The organism is Corynebacterium glutamicum ATCC 13032, assembly GCF_000011325.1.
Lineage (GTDB): Bacteria > Actinomycetota > Actinomycetes > Mycobacteriales > Mycobacteriaceae > Corynebacterium > Corynebacterium glutamicum.
This window is the reverse complement of sequence record NC_003450.3, coordinates 1,721,729-1,735,969: the sequence shown is the minus strand read 5'-3', so window position 1 is coordinate 1,735,969 and position 14,241 is coordinate 1,721,729. Positions and strand designations below refer to the sequence as shown.

General features: G+C 56.2%; 11 protein-coding genes. 7 read left to right on the top strand and 4 right to left on the bottom strand.

Annotation, left to right across the window (positions count from 1 at the left end; translation table 11 throughout):
* Positions 1–20: 20 nt before the first annotated feature.
* Positions 21–845, bottom strand: a complete 825-nt coding sequence (locus CGL_RS08180; RefSeq protein WP_011265774.1) for a KPN_02809 family neutral zinc metallopeptidase — start codon at positions 843–845, stop codon at positions 21–23.
* A 313-nt stretch (positions 846–1,158) separates the two neighbouring features.
* Here CGL_RS08180 and aspS point away from each other — a divergent pair, with 313 nt between their 5' ends.
* The 7 genes from aspS (at position 1,159) to CGL_RS08145 (ending at position 11,361) form a co-directional block, all read left to right on the top strand.
* Positions 1,159–2,985 carry an aspartate--tRNA ligase gene (gene aspS / locus CGL_RS08175; protein WP_011014498.1) on the top strand — a complete coding sequence of 609 codons (1,827 nt, stop codon included), beginning with the start codon at positions 1,159–1,161 and terminating at the stop codon, positions 2,983–2,985.
* Positions 2,986–3,174: 189 nt separating this feature from the next.
* On the top strand, positions 3,175–4,374 hold the full coding sequence (locus CGL_RS08170) for a phosphotransferase family protein (RefSeq protein WP_011014497.1): 1,200 nt from the start codon (positions 3,175–3,177) through the stop codon (positions 4,372–4,374).
* Positions 4,375–4,427: 53 nt separating this feature from the next.
* Positions 4,428–5,807 carry a replication-associated recombination protein A gene (locus CGL_RS08165; protein ID WP_003855936.1) on the top strand — a complete coding sequence of 460 codons (1,380 nt, stop codon included), beginning with the start codon at positions 4,428–4,430 and terminating at the stop codon, positions 5,805–5,807.
* Positions 5,808–5,921: 114 nt separating this feature from the next.
* Entirely contained in the window at positions 5,922–8,588 is a 2,667-nt protein-coding gene (gene alaS, locus CGL_RS08160) for an alanine--tRNA ligase (RefSeq protein ID WP_011014496.1), read from the top strand.
* Positions 8,589–8,799: 211 nt separating this feature from the next.
* Complete coding sequence (gene ruvX, locus CGL_RS08155) at positions 8,800–9,348, top strand: Holliday junction resolvase RuvX (RefSeq protein WP_011014495.1); 549 nt, start codon at positions 8,800–8,802, stop codon at positions 9,346–9,348.
* Positions 9,345–10,514: an endolytic transglycosylase MltG gene (gene mltG, locus CGL_RS08150; protein ID WP_011014494.1), complete on the top strand. Its 1,170-nt coding sequence runs from the start codon at positions 9,345–9,347 to the stop codon at positions 10,512–10,514. Before ruvX ends, mltG begins: the two co-directional genes overlap by 4 nt.
* Positions 10,515–10,530: 16 nt before the next feature.
* Positions 10,531–11,361 (top strand): shikimate dehydrogenase, encoded by an 831-nt coding sequence (locus tag CGL_RS08145; protein ID WP_011014493.1) that lies wholly within the window; start codon positions 10,531–10,533, stop codon positions 11,359–11,361.
* Positions 11,362–11,388: 27 nt separating this feature from the next.
* Here CGL_RS08145 and CGL_RS08140 read toward each other — a convergent pair whose 3' ends face one another.
* From CGL_RS08140 to CGL_RS08130, 3 genes are read right to left on the bottom strand one after another with little or no spacing between them, the layout of a single operon-like run.
* Positions 11,389–12,144: an ABC transporter ATP-binding protein gene (locus tag CGL_RS08140; protein WP_011014492.1), complete on the bottom strand. Its 756-nt coding sequence runs from the start codon at positions 12,142–12,144 to the stop codon at positions 11,389–11,391.
* Complete coding sequence (locus tag CGL_RS08135; RefSeq protein ID WP_011014491.1) at positions 12,141–13,100, bottom strand: ABC transporter substrate-binding protein; 960 nt, start codon at positions 13,098–13,100, stop codon at positions 12,141–12,143. Before CGL_RS08135 ends, CGL_RS08140 begins: the two co-directional genes overlap by 4 nt.
* A gap of 13 nt (positions 13,101–13,113) precedes the next feature.
* Positions 13,114–14,190 carry a FecCD family ABC transporter permease gene (locus CGL_RS08130; protein ID WP_011014490.1) on the bottom strand — a complete coding sequence of 359 codons (1,077 nt, stop codon included), beginning with the start codon at positions 14,188–14,190 and terminating at the stop codon, positions 13,114–13,116.
* Positions 14,191–14,241: the final 51 nt, after the last annotated feature.

The window sequence follows — 14,241 nt, the reverse complement described above, 5'->3', positions numbered from 1 at the left end:
AGACGTCGAAAAGCAATGCTTTAAGCGTCGTTGTAGACGCCCCGGCCGAGGAAGTCGCAGGCGCTCATCTGGCCGGTGTTGTAGCCGGCGAGGAACGCGTCTTTGCGCTGCTGCGATGAGCCGTGAGTCCAGCTTTCAGGATTGACATCGCCACCGGATCGTTGCTGGATATTGTCGTCGCCCACGGCGCTTGCAGCAAGGAGAGCGGAATCTAGCTCAGATTCGGTGATGGGTTGGAGTAGCGGATCCGGGCCTTCGCTGGAGTGATTAGCCCAAATGCCTGCGTAGCAATCGGCCTGCAACTCGATCTTGACGGCGTTGGAATCAGCGCCCGGATCGTTGTAATTGGACAGTCCGAGTGTGCCCTCGAGGTTTTGGACGTGGTGGCCGTACTCGTGCGCCACGATGTACATCTGGGCAAGCGGGGCGTTTTCTGCACCGAACTGACGCATCTGATCGAAGAAAGTCAAGTCAAAATAAGCATCTTGGTCTGACGGACAGTAAAACGGCCCAGTGGACGCAGAAGCGAAACCGCAGCCGGTTTGGGTGGAGTTTTTGAAAAGAGTCAATGTCGGCTCGGTGTATTCGATACCAGCCTGAGCTGGAAGCAAAGTCTGCCACATTTCATTGACGGAGAATGAGGTGTAGTAAAGGCGACAATCATCACTGGCGTTGGCATCTGCGCCGGTTTGGCAGTGATCAAAGTCGCCGGCTCCGGTGGACTCTCCAGACTCGATCTGGGTTTGATCGCCACCTAAAACCTGGTCGATCTCGGCAGGGTTACCGCCAAGGAGCAAGAAGAGCCCGACTAGTAGCAGGCCACCGATGCCGCCACCAACGGCCATCCCTCGGCCACCGCCGCCACTTTTGCGGGCATTTCCACCTGATCGAGTTACATCATCACGAAAGGTCATGAAAGAAATCATGGCACATTACATAGGGAAACCGACAGGTTTGGGTGTAACAAAATGGATGCAATCGAAAACTGACTGCACCTAATAAACCACTCAAGGTTCAAGGCAAACCAGATGGCGGGTACAATGCGTGTGTTGCCTGTTTCTGGGCTGCATGCCCGCCCTTTTTGGGCGGTTGAGCTTATTGTTTAAGGCTCCAGAAACCATCGACTGATCAAAACCAAGCGGAAGGACTTCCACCAACGTGCTGCGCACTCATCTCTCAGGCGAGCTTCGTAAAGAAAACGCAGGCCAGTCAGTTACTCTGACCGGCTGGGTCAATCGTCGCCGTGACCACGGTGGCGTGATCTTCATCGATCTTCGCGACCGTACTGGCATTGCCCAGGTTGTTTTCCGCAATGAGGACGTTGCTGAGCGTGCACACGCACTGCGCAGCGAATTCGTCCTACGCGTCACCGGCGTCGTCGAAGAGCGCCCAGAAGGCTCTCAAAACCCTAACCTTGCATCCGGCGACATTGAAGTCAGCGTCACCGAATTTGAGGTACTCAACGAGTCCGCTCCACTTCCTTTCCAGATCGAGGATTCCTCCTCTGCTGGTGAAGTCGGCGAAGAGACCCGTCTGAAGTACCGCTACCTGGACCTGCGTCGCCCAGTTCAGGCGAACGCCCTGCGTCTGCGTTCTGCTGCCAACAAGGCTGCACGCACCGTGCTGGACAGCCACGATTTCACCGAGATCGAGACCCCAACCTTGACTCGTTCCACCCCAGAAGGCGCACGTGACTTCCTGGTGCCAGCTCGTCTGCGCCCAGGCACTTTCTACGCATTGCCACAGTCCCCACAGCTGTTCAAGCAGCTGCTGCAGGTTGCTGGCATGGAGCGCTACTACCAGATCGCTCGTTGCTACCGCGATGAGGATTTCCGTGCAGACCGTCAGCCAGAGTTCACCCAGCTGGACGTTGAAATGTCCTTCGTGGACCAGGATGATGTCATCGCACTGGGCGAGGAGATCATCTCTGAGGTGTGGAAGTTGATCGGATATGAGATCAAGACTCCAATCCCACGCATGACCTACGCCGATGCAATGCGTCGCTACGGCTCCGACAAGCCAGACCTGCGCTTCGACATCGAAATCACCGAGTGCACCGAGTTCTTCCAGGACACCACATTCCGTGTGTTCAAGAACGAATATGTCGGCGCAGTTGTCATGACCGGTGGTGCTTCCCAGCCTCGCCGTCAGCTCGACGCATGGCAGGAATGGGCCAAGCAGCGCGGTGCTAAGGGACTTGCTTACATCCTCGTTGGTGAAGACGGCGAGCTGTCCGGACCTGTGGCTAAGAACATCACCGACGCTGAGCGCGCAGGAATCGCAGCTCACGTTGGCGCACAGCCAGGCGACTGCATCTTCTTCGCAGCAGGAGACACCAAGTCTTCCCTCGCACTGCTCGGTGCAGCTCGTGGCGAGATCGCTAAGAAGCTCGACCTGATCAAGGAAGGCGACTGGGCATTCACCTGGATCGTTGACGCTCCAATGTTCGAGCCAGCAGCAGACGCCACCGCATCCGGTGACGTTGCACTGGGTAACTCCAAGTGGACCGCAGTCCACCACGCCTTCACCTCACCTAAGCCAGAGTTCCTGGACAACTTTGACACCAACCCAGGTGACGCACTTGCTTATGCATACGACATCGTGTGCAACGGCAATGAAATCGGTGGCGGTTCCATCCGTATCCACCAGCGCGACGTTCAGGAACGCGTTTTCGAGGTTATGGGCATCACCGGTGAAGAAGCACGCGAGAAGTTCGGCTTCCTGCTTGACGCCTTCGCATTCGGCGCACCTCCACACGGCGGAATCGCATTCGGCTGGGACCGCATCGTGTCCCTGCTGGGCGGCTTTGACTCCATCCGCGACGTCATCGCGTTCCCTAAGTCCGGTGGCGGAATCGACCCACTGACTGATGCTCCTGCAGCAATCACCCCGCAGCAGCGTAAGGAAGCTGGCATCGATGCCAAGCCAAAGCCTAAGGCGGAAGCACAGGCAGAGGCACAGGCTGAAGAGTCTGCTGAAAAGTAATTAAGAATGAAATGGGGGTGATGTTATCTAACTCACCCCCATTTTCTATGGTGCTCTGTACCATAGAATGAGGAAATATGCGCTTCCGCGCCGATCAAATTCATTGATTGTTAATCGGAAGTTTTTTGAACAGGTAAAGCTAGGGGACCTGTTCAGTGCCTGTTGGCGGATGTATTAAGGAGAATGCCCATGCTGAGCCACGAAGAAATTGTTGCGATCGCAGAAGATTTGCTGTCTAAACGCTACGGCGGTGTACAAACTCTTTCTGACGTGGAGCAGCTCAACGGTTCCGGCACCTCCGCGGTGCTGCGTGCCAGGGTGGCTAACTCCCCATTCCTCCAACAGCGCTCCGTGGTGCTGAAGTACGTGCCCAGCACCGGAGACGTCTTTGATGATTCTGCGCTGGTGCGTGAAATCGTCTCCTACCAGTTCACCACCTCCTTGTCGGAAGATGTCCGCCCAGGGCCAGTCATTTTGGCCTATGACATTGACAAGCGCATCCTGGTCATTTCAGATTCCGGCAACGGCGACACCTTTGCGGATCTGATCGATCAGCGTACCGGTGATCAGCGCATGCAGATCCTGCGCAACCTCGGCCAATCGCTGGGCAGCCTGCACGCCGCCACCGCAGACCGCGAAGAAGACTTCAACATTCTGCTCAACCGTATGCTGGCCAAATACCCAGCCACAGCTGAGATGCAGAAAAACCGCGATAGGTTGCTGCCCGCAGCAATTGAGGTGGGTAAAAAGATACTTGTCGACGCCGGGGTCACCGTTCCAGAAGTCGTCGAGGAGTTTGCCCGCGTAGCTCGGCGACGCCTGATTTCCGGACGCCACCGTGCCTTCACACCTTTTGACTTGTCACCCGACAACATCATCGTGGCTGAACGCACCCACTTCCTGGACTACGAAGTTGCCGGTTTCAGGGATGCCACCTTTGATGTTGCTTGTGTGATCGCAGGTTTCCCGCAATTCGTGTTCAGCCGCCCCATCTCTGATGATGAGGTAGACGAACTCATTGAATCCTGGGTCCAAGAAGTCCGTGGAATCTGGCCCAATGTGAACAATGAAGAGCGCCTCCAAGCACGTATCGTGACCGCTCTCATCGGCTGGGCACTATCGAGTGTTGCCTTCATGAAGCTCGGCTCCATCAGCGGCATGCTTAACCTGCTGCACGTCACCGAAGATGGAAACACCACTTTGGATGTCTCCAACCTTGATGAACTGTTGATTCCACGATCTGCCGAAGATGACGAGCTGGTCCAGCAAGACCTCCACGACACGTTCTCCGCGCTTCAGCGATTTGCAGCGCGCGGGCTGGATTCCAGGTTCCCTGAGGTGGCACGATTCGCAGACGACGTGGTGCGTTTGTTCCTCAAAAATGACTAGCTGAAGAGCACCGGTTGCTTGGTTGTTTCAGCCAAGCGACTAACCTGTGCACTATGGCCCAGGATTCACTTTTTGAAACGCCCGAAACACCGGGATCCGCAGGCAACACAAGCAGCGTGAGCAATTCCAAAGCCGCCTCGAAGTATTTTCACCCAGGCGGACACGCACCCCTTGCTGCCCGCATGAGGCCAAGGACGCTTGATGAAGTGGTTGGCCAACAGCATTTGCTGGGGGAGGGCAGGCCACTTCGCCGGCTCATTGAAGGTTCAGGGGATGCCTCCGTCATTTTGTATGGGCCTCCCGGCACTGGAAAAACAACCATTGCCTCATTGATTTCTGCAGCTGCAGGCGATCGCTTTGTGGCGATGTCGGCGCTGTCCTCAGGTGTGAAAGAAGTCCGCGCCGTTATTGAACGTGCGAGGATGGATCTGCAATTAGGGCAGCGCACCGTGCTGTTTATTGATGAGGTTCATAGGTTTTCCAAAACTCAGCAGGACGCGTTGCTCTCTGCAGTGGAAAACCGCACCGTGTTGCTCGTTGCAGCGACCACTGAGAACCCCTCCTTTTCAGTGGTGTCTCCACTGCTGTCCAGGTCCTTGCTGCTCCAGTTGGAATCTTTAAGCGATGAGGATATTAAAACAGTCCTTAATAAAGCGCTTGAAGATGAGCGTGGACTTGCCGGTCGAATCACCGCCACCGATGAAGCAGTTGACCAGTTGGTTCTTCTTGCCGGTGGCGATGCCCGCCGAGGCCTGACCTACATTGAAGCCGCTGCAGAAGCCGTAGAAGATGGCGGCGTTTTAGATATTGACACCGTCATGGCCAACGTGAACCGCGCAGTGGTCCGCTATGACCGCGATGGCGATCAGCACTATGACGTGGTCAGTGCCTGGATCAAATCAATTAGAGGCTCCGATGTAGACGCAGCCTTGCACTACTTGGCGCGCATGATTGATGCCGGTGAAGACCCACGGTTTATTGCCCGCCGGTTGGTGGTTCACTCAAGTGAAGACATCGGTATGGCTGATCCTTCGGCCATGCAAGTGGCCATTGCTGCAGCTCAAGCTGTCCAATTAATCGGTATGCCAGAGGCGCGGATCAATTTGGCGCAAGCGACCATTCATTTGGCTCTTGCTCCCAAATCCAATGCTGTCATCATGGCCATGGATGCTGCTTTGACTGATGTTCAGCAAGGCCACATCGGTACCGTTCCTGCGCATCTTCGCGATGGTCACTATGAAGGCGCCAAAAAGCTCGGAAATGCAGTGGGATATTCCTATCCTCACGATGATCCCAGGGGAGTGGTCCGGCAAGAATATTTACCGGAGAACCTGCGCGATCGGGTCTATTACGAGCCCACCACACACGGTGGAGAGAAGCGGATTGCCGAGTACATTGGCAGGCTTCGTCGTATAATCCGTGGAACCAAGTAGCCCGGGTTGCTCAACACCTAGTGGAGACGGGTAAAGTTACCACCAGTCCATTTTTAGGCGTGTGTTTTTGAATGCGCTAAAACATTTCGAGAAGTTCTAAGGCAGGATACCGCTGTGCAGACCCATGAGATCAGGGAGCGTTTTACCAATCACTTCGTCAATGCCGGTCACCAGGCGGTACCTAGCGCGTCACTGATTCTCGACGACCCTAACCTGCTGTTCGTTAACGCAGGCATGGTTCCATTCAAGCCGTACTTCCTGGGCCAGCAGACCCCACCTTTTGAAAACGGCACTGCGACTTCCATTCAGAAGTGTGTTCGTACCCTGGATATCGAAGAAGTGGGTATCACCACTCGCCACAATACCTTCTTCCAGATGGCAGGTAACTTCTCCTTCGGCCAGTACTTCAAAGAAGGCGCAATTACCCACGCATGGGGCCTTCTGACTGGTTCCGTAGCAGACGGAGGCTTTGGCCTTGATCCAGAGCGCCTCTGGGTCACTGTGTACCTCGATGATGACGAGGCTGCAGAGATCTGGGAAAAGAAGATCGGCGTCCCATCAGAGCGCATCCAGCGCCTGGGTATGGCTGACAACTACTGGTCCATGGGTGTACCAGGACCTTGTGGCCCTTGCTCCGAGATCTACTACGACCGCGGCGAGAAGTACGGCAAGGAAGGCGGCCCTGTCGCTGACGACAACCGCTACATGGAGATCTGGAACCTGGTCTTCATGGAGAAGGAACGCGGACAGGGTATTGGCAAGGACAACTTCGACATCCTTGGCGATCTTCCAAAGAAGAACATCGATACCGGCATGGGCGTCGAGCGCGTTGCCTGCATCCTCCAGGATGTTGAAAACGTCTACGAAACCGACCTGCTGCGCCCAGTCATCGACGTTGCAGAGACCCTGACCGGAACCAAGTATGGTTCTGACAACACCTCTGACATTCGCTTCCGCGTTATCGCCGACCACTCTCGTACCGGCATGATGCTCATCCTCGATGGTGTTACCCCAGGCAACGAAGGCCGTGGATACATCCTGCGCCGCCTGCTTCGCCGCATTATCCGTTCCGCACGTCTGCTCGGTGCTACTGGTGAGACCATGGAGCAGTTCATGAACACCATCATGGACACCATGACCCCGTCCTACCCAGAAATCGCCGACAACCGTGAGCGCATCATGCGTGTGGCTGTCACCGAAGAGCGCGCTTTCTTGAAGACTCTGGTCTCTGGAACCCACCTCTTCGAAGAGGCTGCAACCTCCATCAAGGCTGCAGGATCCACCAAGGTTGCCGGTGCTCAGGCATTCGCACTGCACGACACCTACGGTTTCCCCATCGACCTCACCCTCGAAATGGCTGCAGAAGCAGGCCTTGAGGTTGACGTTGAAGGCTTTGATTCCCTCATGGCAGAGCAGCGCTCCCGTGCAAAGGCTGACAGCCAGGCAAAGAAGCACGGCCACACCGACTTGAGCATCTACCGCGAATGGGTCGACAACAACCCAACCGTATTCACCGGCTTTGAGGAACTGGATTCCCAGTCCAAGGTCCTCGGACTACTTTCCGATGGTGCCAAGATTTCTGAAGCCACAGAAGGTCAAGAAGTTGAGGTCATCCTCGACCAGTCACCTCTGTACGCAGAATCAGGTGGACAGCTCGGCGATCGTGGTCAGATCCTGCTCGGAGACACCGTGCTTGATGTCCATGACGTGCAGAAGATCGGTAAGAAACTGTGGGTTCACAAGGCACTCGTGGCAAACGGTGGACTTGCGGTAGGTGATGAAGTGGTGGCAAGCGTCGATAAGCAATGGCGCCATGCTGCACGCCAGGCACACACCGCAACCCACCTGATTCATGCCGCTCTGCGGCAGGTTCTTGGACCAACTGCCCTCCAGGCAGGATCCATGAACAAGCCAGGCTACCTGCGCTTCGACTTCAACTACACCGAGCAGCTCACCCCAGCACAAGTCGAGCAAATCCAGGCGATCACCAACGAAGCCGTGGACACCGACTGGGCTGTCAACACCGTGGAAACCTCACTCGAGGAAGCCAAGGCAATGGGTGCGATGGCGCTCTTCGGCGAAAACTACGGAAGCACCGTGCGCGTTGTGGAAATCGGCGGACCTTTCTCCATGGAACTCTGTGGCGGTACGCACGTTGCGCACTCCTCACAGATCGGCCCAGTGGCACTGTTGGGTGAATCATCCATCGGCTCCGGCGTGCGCCGCATCGAGGCCTACTCCGGCCTGAACTCCTTCAACTACCTGTCCAAGGAACGCGCACTCGCCGAGGGTTTGGCAAGCTCCCTGAAGGCTCCATCCGAGGAACTTCCAGAGCGCGTCGCACAGCTGGTAGACAAGCTGAAGGCAGCAGAGAAGGAAATCGAAGCCCTGCACCGTCAGCAGCTCATGGCACAAACCGCAGACCTGTTGAACAACGCTCAAGAGATCGGTGGCGTCACCACCTTGCTGCTGCGCGTCAAGGACAACACCAACGCCGGTGACCTGCGCACCATCGCAACCACCCTGAAGGACAAGCTCGGCGACCGCGAAGGCGTCTTGGTTATTGCCTCCGACAACGCCGGCAAGGTTCCATTCGTGGTAGCTGCAACCAAGGCCGCTGTGGCTCGCGGAGCTCACTCCGGCAACCTGGTTAAGCTCGTTGGTTCCTACATCGACGGTCGCGGTGGCGGCAAGGCTGACCTCGCACAAGGATCCGGCGCCAACATTGCTGGCCTGGAATCCGCATTCGGCGCAGTCCGCGCTGAGATCGAGGCACTCTAAGCCTTCAGTCTAGGCCCTAAAAAATAACGCCGGGGTTCTCACGACGAGAACCCCGGCATTGCATGTTTTAGAAGGGTTTGGGTCCTATTTTGGGGACAGATCAGACGGGTCTTCTTCCGTACGGCTATGCTTAAAAGCTAAATTTGTCTTTGTGCCTTGCAACACATTAATTTCTTAACACTAAACAATGGAAAGGTAAGCGGGTTTTTCTATGAAGGTTTCCGCCGATACACCCGGTCACGATGATCCAGGCCCAGGCCGGCGCCTTGGCTTAGATGTCGGCACCGTGCGCATCGGAGTGGCAGCCTCTGACCGCGATGCCAAGCTTGCCATGCCTGTGGAAACCGTTCCGCGGGAAACTGGATTCAAAGGGCCAGACCTGGCCGATATTGATCGGTTGGTCGCCATCGTTGAGGAATACAACGCCGTGGAAGTCATTGTTGGTCTACCCACAGATCTGCAGGGAAATGGCTCCGCCAGTGTGAAGCATGCAAAGGAAATTGCTTTCCGCGTCCGTCGGCGCCTCACCAATGCTGGAAAGAACATTCCGGTACGGCTTGGCGACGAACGCCTCACCACCGTCGTGGCCACCCAAGCCTTGCGGGCCTCAGGAGTCAGCGAAAAAGCGGGACGTAAAGTTATTGATCAAGCTGCCGCAGTAGAAATCCTTCAAACCTGGTTGGATGCTCGCACCCGAGCCCTTGAACCACAATCCACAGACACCCAAGATTTCGACGAGAAGGGAAATTTCCCAGGATGAACCAAATCCGAAACCGCCGGATGGAGCCCGTCTACGTAAAGCGCCGCCAACGGTTTATTGCCGTGACGATCGCTTCACTCATCCTCATTATCGGTGCCATCATCTATATCGGTGTAGCCACCTCAAACCGGACGCCACATGACTATGAAGGCTCCGGAAACGGTGTGGTTCAGCTGGTCGAAATCCCTGAAGGTTCCTCCATATCAGAGCTCGGCCCAGAGTTGGAAGAACGAGATATCGTGGCCACCAACTCAGCGTTCCAAACAGCGGCCAGCAACAACCCCAACGCGGGTAGTGTACAGCCAGGTTTCTACCGTCTGCAGGAACAAATGAACGCAGCAGCTGCAGTGTCGGCTCTGCTTGATCCAGACAACCAGGTTGATCTCCTCGACATTCACGGCGGCGCCACCTTGATGGACGTCACTGTTGTCGGCGGAAACACCCGCGCGGGAATCTACTCCCAGATCGCAGCCGTGACCTGCACCGAAGGCTCCGCCAACTGCATCACCGCTGAGGATTTGCAGCAGGTTGCCTCCACCGTGTCGCCTGCAGAATTGGGTGTCCCAGATTGGGCAATCGCTGCTGTGGAAGCTCGCGGAACTGATCCAAAGCGCCTCGAAGGCCTGATCATGCCTGGCCAATACGTGGTGGATCCATCCAACGACGCCCAGGGAATCCTCACCGATCTGATCACGCGATCAGCAAACCATTTCCAAGAAACCGACATCACGGGCCGTGCAGATGCCATCGGACTTACTCCATATGAGCTGCTCACCGCAGCATCTCTAATCGAGCGCGAAGCACCAGCAGGAGATTTTGATAAGGTCGCCCGCGTCATCTTGAACCGTCTCGCCGAGCCAATGCAGCTGCAATTCGACTCCACCGTCAACTACGGTCTGTCTGAACAAGAAGTAGCAACCACCGACGAAGACCGTCAGACCGTCACCCCATGGAACACTTACGCCATGGACGGCCTGCCACAAACCCCCATCGCCGCAGTATCCACCGAAGCACTCCAAGCCATGGAAAACCCTGCAGAAGGAAACTGGCTGTACTTTGTCACCATCGACACCGATGGAACCACCGTGTTCAACGACACCTTCGAAGAGCACGAAGCCGACATTGAGCAAGCTTTGAACAGTGGCGTTCTAGACAGCAACCGATAAGGATCAGCGAATAAAATTGGGTTCTCACATCACTCACCGGGCGGCCGTACTCGGCTCACCCATCGAGCATTCCAAATCCCCAGTCCTCCACAACACCGGCTATAAAGCCCTCGGACTGGACCAATGGGAATACGACCGCTTTGAGTGCACCGGCGACATGCTCCCCGGCATCGTCTCCGGCGCTGATGAAACCTACTGCGGATTCTCCGTCACCATGCCGTCTAAATTCGCAGCTCTTGAATTCGCCGACGAAGTAACCGAACGCGCCTGCGCCATCGGCTCCGCAAACACCTTGCTGCGCACGGCCACCGGATGGCGCGCCGACAACACCGACGTCGACGGCATCAGGGGAGCTCTCGGTGAACTCCTCGGCGGCGCATCACTGGCCGGCAAACACGCCATCGTCATCGGCTCCGGCGGCACCGCACGCCCCGCCATCTGGGCACTCATCGAAGCCGGGGTCGCCCGGATCACGGTGCTCAACCGCTCCGATCGCACCGCCGAACTGCAAACGCTTTTCGACGAAACCCCCACCACCTTGGCCTACGCCCCGCTCGAGCATCTCCACATCGAAGCCGACGTCGTAGTCTCTACAGTGCCCTCCGCAGCAATCGCAGGCCTCGAAGACACCCTTGCGATCGCCCCAGTCCTCGACGTCATCTACGACCCCTGGCCAACACCACTCGTAGAAGTCACACGAGCCAAAGGCCTCAAAGCTGTCGGAGGCCACGTCATGCTGGCACACCAGTCCTACGGACAGTTTGAACAATTCACCGGAATGGATGCACCCCGCGATGCCATGCGTGAGGCTTTGGAAGAGTCTTTAGGCATCTCAGAAGAACACTAAGTCCCCGCCACCTCCTCAACAAAACTCCTAGTGACGCTTGAACCGAAGGTGGACTTCATCGCCTAGGTCAAAGCGCTCAACACGAACGCCATACACAGGTTCCAAATGCTCTGGGGTCAATACCTCTGAGGGCGTTCCTTGAGTAACCACACGTCCTTGGTCAAGGAGGATGATGTGGTCGCTGTAGGCAGCTGCGAGGTTGAGGTCGTGGAGGACGATGATGGAACTTGAGCTGAGTTCGCGGACGAGGTGGAGGACTTCGTGCTGGTAGCGGATGTCGAGGTGGTTGGTGGGTTCGTCGAGCAGGATGTGTGTGGCGTTTTGTACGAGTGCTCGTGCGATGAGGACGCGTTGGCGTTCACCGCCTGAAAGTGCGCCGAATTGTCGGTCGGCCAGGTGAATGGCGCCGACTCGGGTGAGTGCTTCCTTAACGAGTAACTGATCAGCTTGAGAGTTGCCGGCAAACATCTTTTGGTGGGGGAGTCTGCCTAGTAAGACCAGGTCAGCGACGGTCATGGGGAGGTCGGAGTCATGTTCTTGGATGACTACGGCCATGGTTTTTGCGATGTCTTTGCGGTGCAAGCTTATTAGTGGAACGCCATCTACGTGGATGTGCCCTTCATTTGGTTGCAGTGCTCCGTATAGTGCACGCAGCAGGGTGGTTTTGCCACTGCCGTTGGGGCCGACCAAGCTGACGGTGCCGTGTGCAGGTAGATGGAGGGTGACGTCATCGATGACGATGTTGTCGCCAAAACTGTGGCGTAGGTGTGTGGCCTCGATCATGGGTGGGTTTCCACAAAGTCGATGATTTTTTCTAGGCCATCGACGGCCAGCGGGGTTGGGGGTTCGGCAAAGTTCATGAGTATGGGCAGCACTTTGTTCTCACTCAGAGCAGTGAGTGCGCTGGACCCTTGGAGATTGCCCACCTCTGCGACGATGTCTGAAGGGGAACCGTCGCTGTGTAAAACGATGATGTAGTCGGGGTTTCGGGAGATCAGTTCTTCTGCCGTGACCTCAAAGACGCGTTCGGATTGGTCTGCGAAAACGTTGGTCAGGCCTGCTTCGGCAACAAGTGGGTTGGCCATGGATCCGCGGCCGTATGCGTAGGTGACTCCGCCGCCGATGGTGGGGTAGAGCACCGCCACAGTTTTTCCGGAGTCAGTAACCCGCGAGGATACTTCAGAAACACGTTCCTTCAACGTTGCAATGTATGCGTCTGCTTCTGTCGAGCGATCAAAAATGGTGCCATAGGTGGAGATTTGTGACCAGACATCATCAAAACTCACGTCGCCGTCGATGCTGCCACAGAATGCTGGTTCCTCCACGACCGGGATGTTCGAGGATGCCATGGATGCGCGGTTGATGGTGTCAGTTTCGCCGAAAACAATGTCTGGGTTGGCGGCAACAACGACTTCTTTCGAGATCAACACGTGTCCGCTGGCGTCGATCTTGTTGGACAGCGTTGGGATGTCCGTGACTCTTTCCGATAAATCGGCGTCGTAATACCCAGCTGGGAAGGCACCAGCTTTGGTCACCACGCGATCCAAAACACCTAAAGCATCAAGCGTGGGTACGGCGGCGCTTTTCATCAAGGCGATGTGTGATGGTGGACTATCAAAATTCACCACCGAGCCACAGTTTTCAACGGTTATCCCTTGACTTTCCACCACATCACTAGAGGAGCATGCAGCTAAACCTCCTGTCAGGAAGGCAACCAGGGGAAGGGCTAATTTACGCATAATTCCTTAAAAATCAGTAGGTGTGCATCCGGCGAACCAGAATCAGGAGGAAGGGTGCTCCGATGAGTGCGGTGATGATGCCGATGGGAATCTCTTGGGGCGCAAGCAGGGTGCGGGCGGCGATATCAGCCCAGATGAGCAAAATTGCGCCCATCAACGCGGATACAGGCAGCATGAGTCGGTGTTTTCCACTAACAAAACGCCTGGCCAGGTGGGGGATGACAAGGCCGATGAATCCGATGCTGCCGGCCATGGCAACCATGGATCCCACCAGCAGGCAGGTGATCACCAGGAGGAGAATGCGGAGGCGATCAGGGGATACTCCCAAGGTAAGTGCGGTTTCATCGCCGGAGTTTAAGGCATCCAATTGCGGACCCAACACCATGAGCAACGCCAGGGCAATGCCCACGATGAGGAAGATGATCGCCATCGGCCCATTCCATGCGGCAAGTCCTAAGGATCCAAGCAGCCAGAACAACACGGAGCGGCTGCCTTCGGCGGAGTCGGAGGAGAAGATGAGAAAGCTTGTTGCCGCAGAGAGCATGTATCCGATCGCTACGCCGGACATCAACAAGCGGGTCGAGGAGATGCGCCCCGCTGCGCGCGCCACGAAGAAGATCAATCCGGAAGCTGCCATTGCGCCGAGAAACGCGCTGCCTTGGAGGGCGTAATCGCCAAATCCAGCGCCCACTCCGAACAGTAAGGCAGCGGCCGCACCGCAACTGGCACCTGAGTTCACCCCGAGGATATAGGGGTCTGCCAGCATGTTTCGGACCAGTACTTGCATGATGGCACCTGCCAGGGCAAGGCCTGCGCCCACAATGGCAGCGAGCAAGACGCGTGGGGTGCGGATGTACCAAATGATGGCGTCGGCAGTGTCGGAGCCACCTAGCTCAGTGCCAAAAAGATGGTGGCTAATTACGGTCCACGTGGAAAACACTGAGGTCCCGGATGCACCGATGAGCACGCCAACAAACATGGAGGCAATTAGCACCACAGTGAGTGCCAGTGTCCAGTTGATTGCTTTGCGCCGACTAGCATTGAGTCCAAGTTCTTGGAAACTCGTGTGTGTGCGGGCGGAAAGAAGCATGAGAAAACACTAACACTCAAATGATCATTTGACTATTAGCGAAAGAAATTA

Excerpts from the sequence above, each read along its gene's own strand:
- CGL_RS08180 (WP_011265774.1), bottom strand. The coding sequence starts at position 845 with ATGGCCGTTGGTGGCGGCATCGGTGGCCTGCTACTAGTCGGGCTCTTC.
- CGL_RS08170 (WP_011014497.1), top strand. The coding sequence starts at position 3,175 with ATGCTGAGCCACGAAGAAATTGTTGCGATCGCAGAAGATTTGCTGTCT.
- CGL_RS08165 (WP_003855936.1), top strand. The coding sequence starts at position 4,428 with ATGGCCCAGGATTCACTTTTTGAAACGCCCGAAACACCGGGATCCGCA.
- ruvX (WP_011014495.1), top strand. The coding sequence starts at position 8,800 with ATGAAGGTTTCCGCCGATACACCCGGTCACGATGATCCAGGCCCAGGC.
- mltG (WP_011014494.1), top strand. The coding sequence starts at position 9,345 with ATGAACCAAATCCGAAACCGCCGGATGGAGCCCGTCTACGTAAAGCGC.
- CGL_RS08140 (WP_011014492.1), bottom strand. The coding sequence starts at position 12,144 with ATGATCGAGGCCACACACCTACGCCACAGTTTTGGCGACAACATCGTC.
- CGL_RS08135 (WP_011014491.1), bottom strand. The coding sequence starts at position 13,100 with ATGCGTAAATTAGCCCTTCCCCTGGTTGCCTTCCTGACAGGAGGTTTA.
- CGL_RS08130 (WP_011014490.1), bottom strand. The coding sequence starts at position 14,190 with ATGCTTCTTTCCGCCCGCACACACACGAGTTTCCAAGAACTTGGACTC.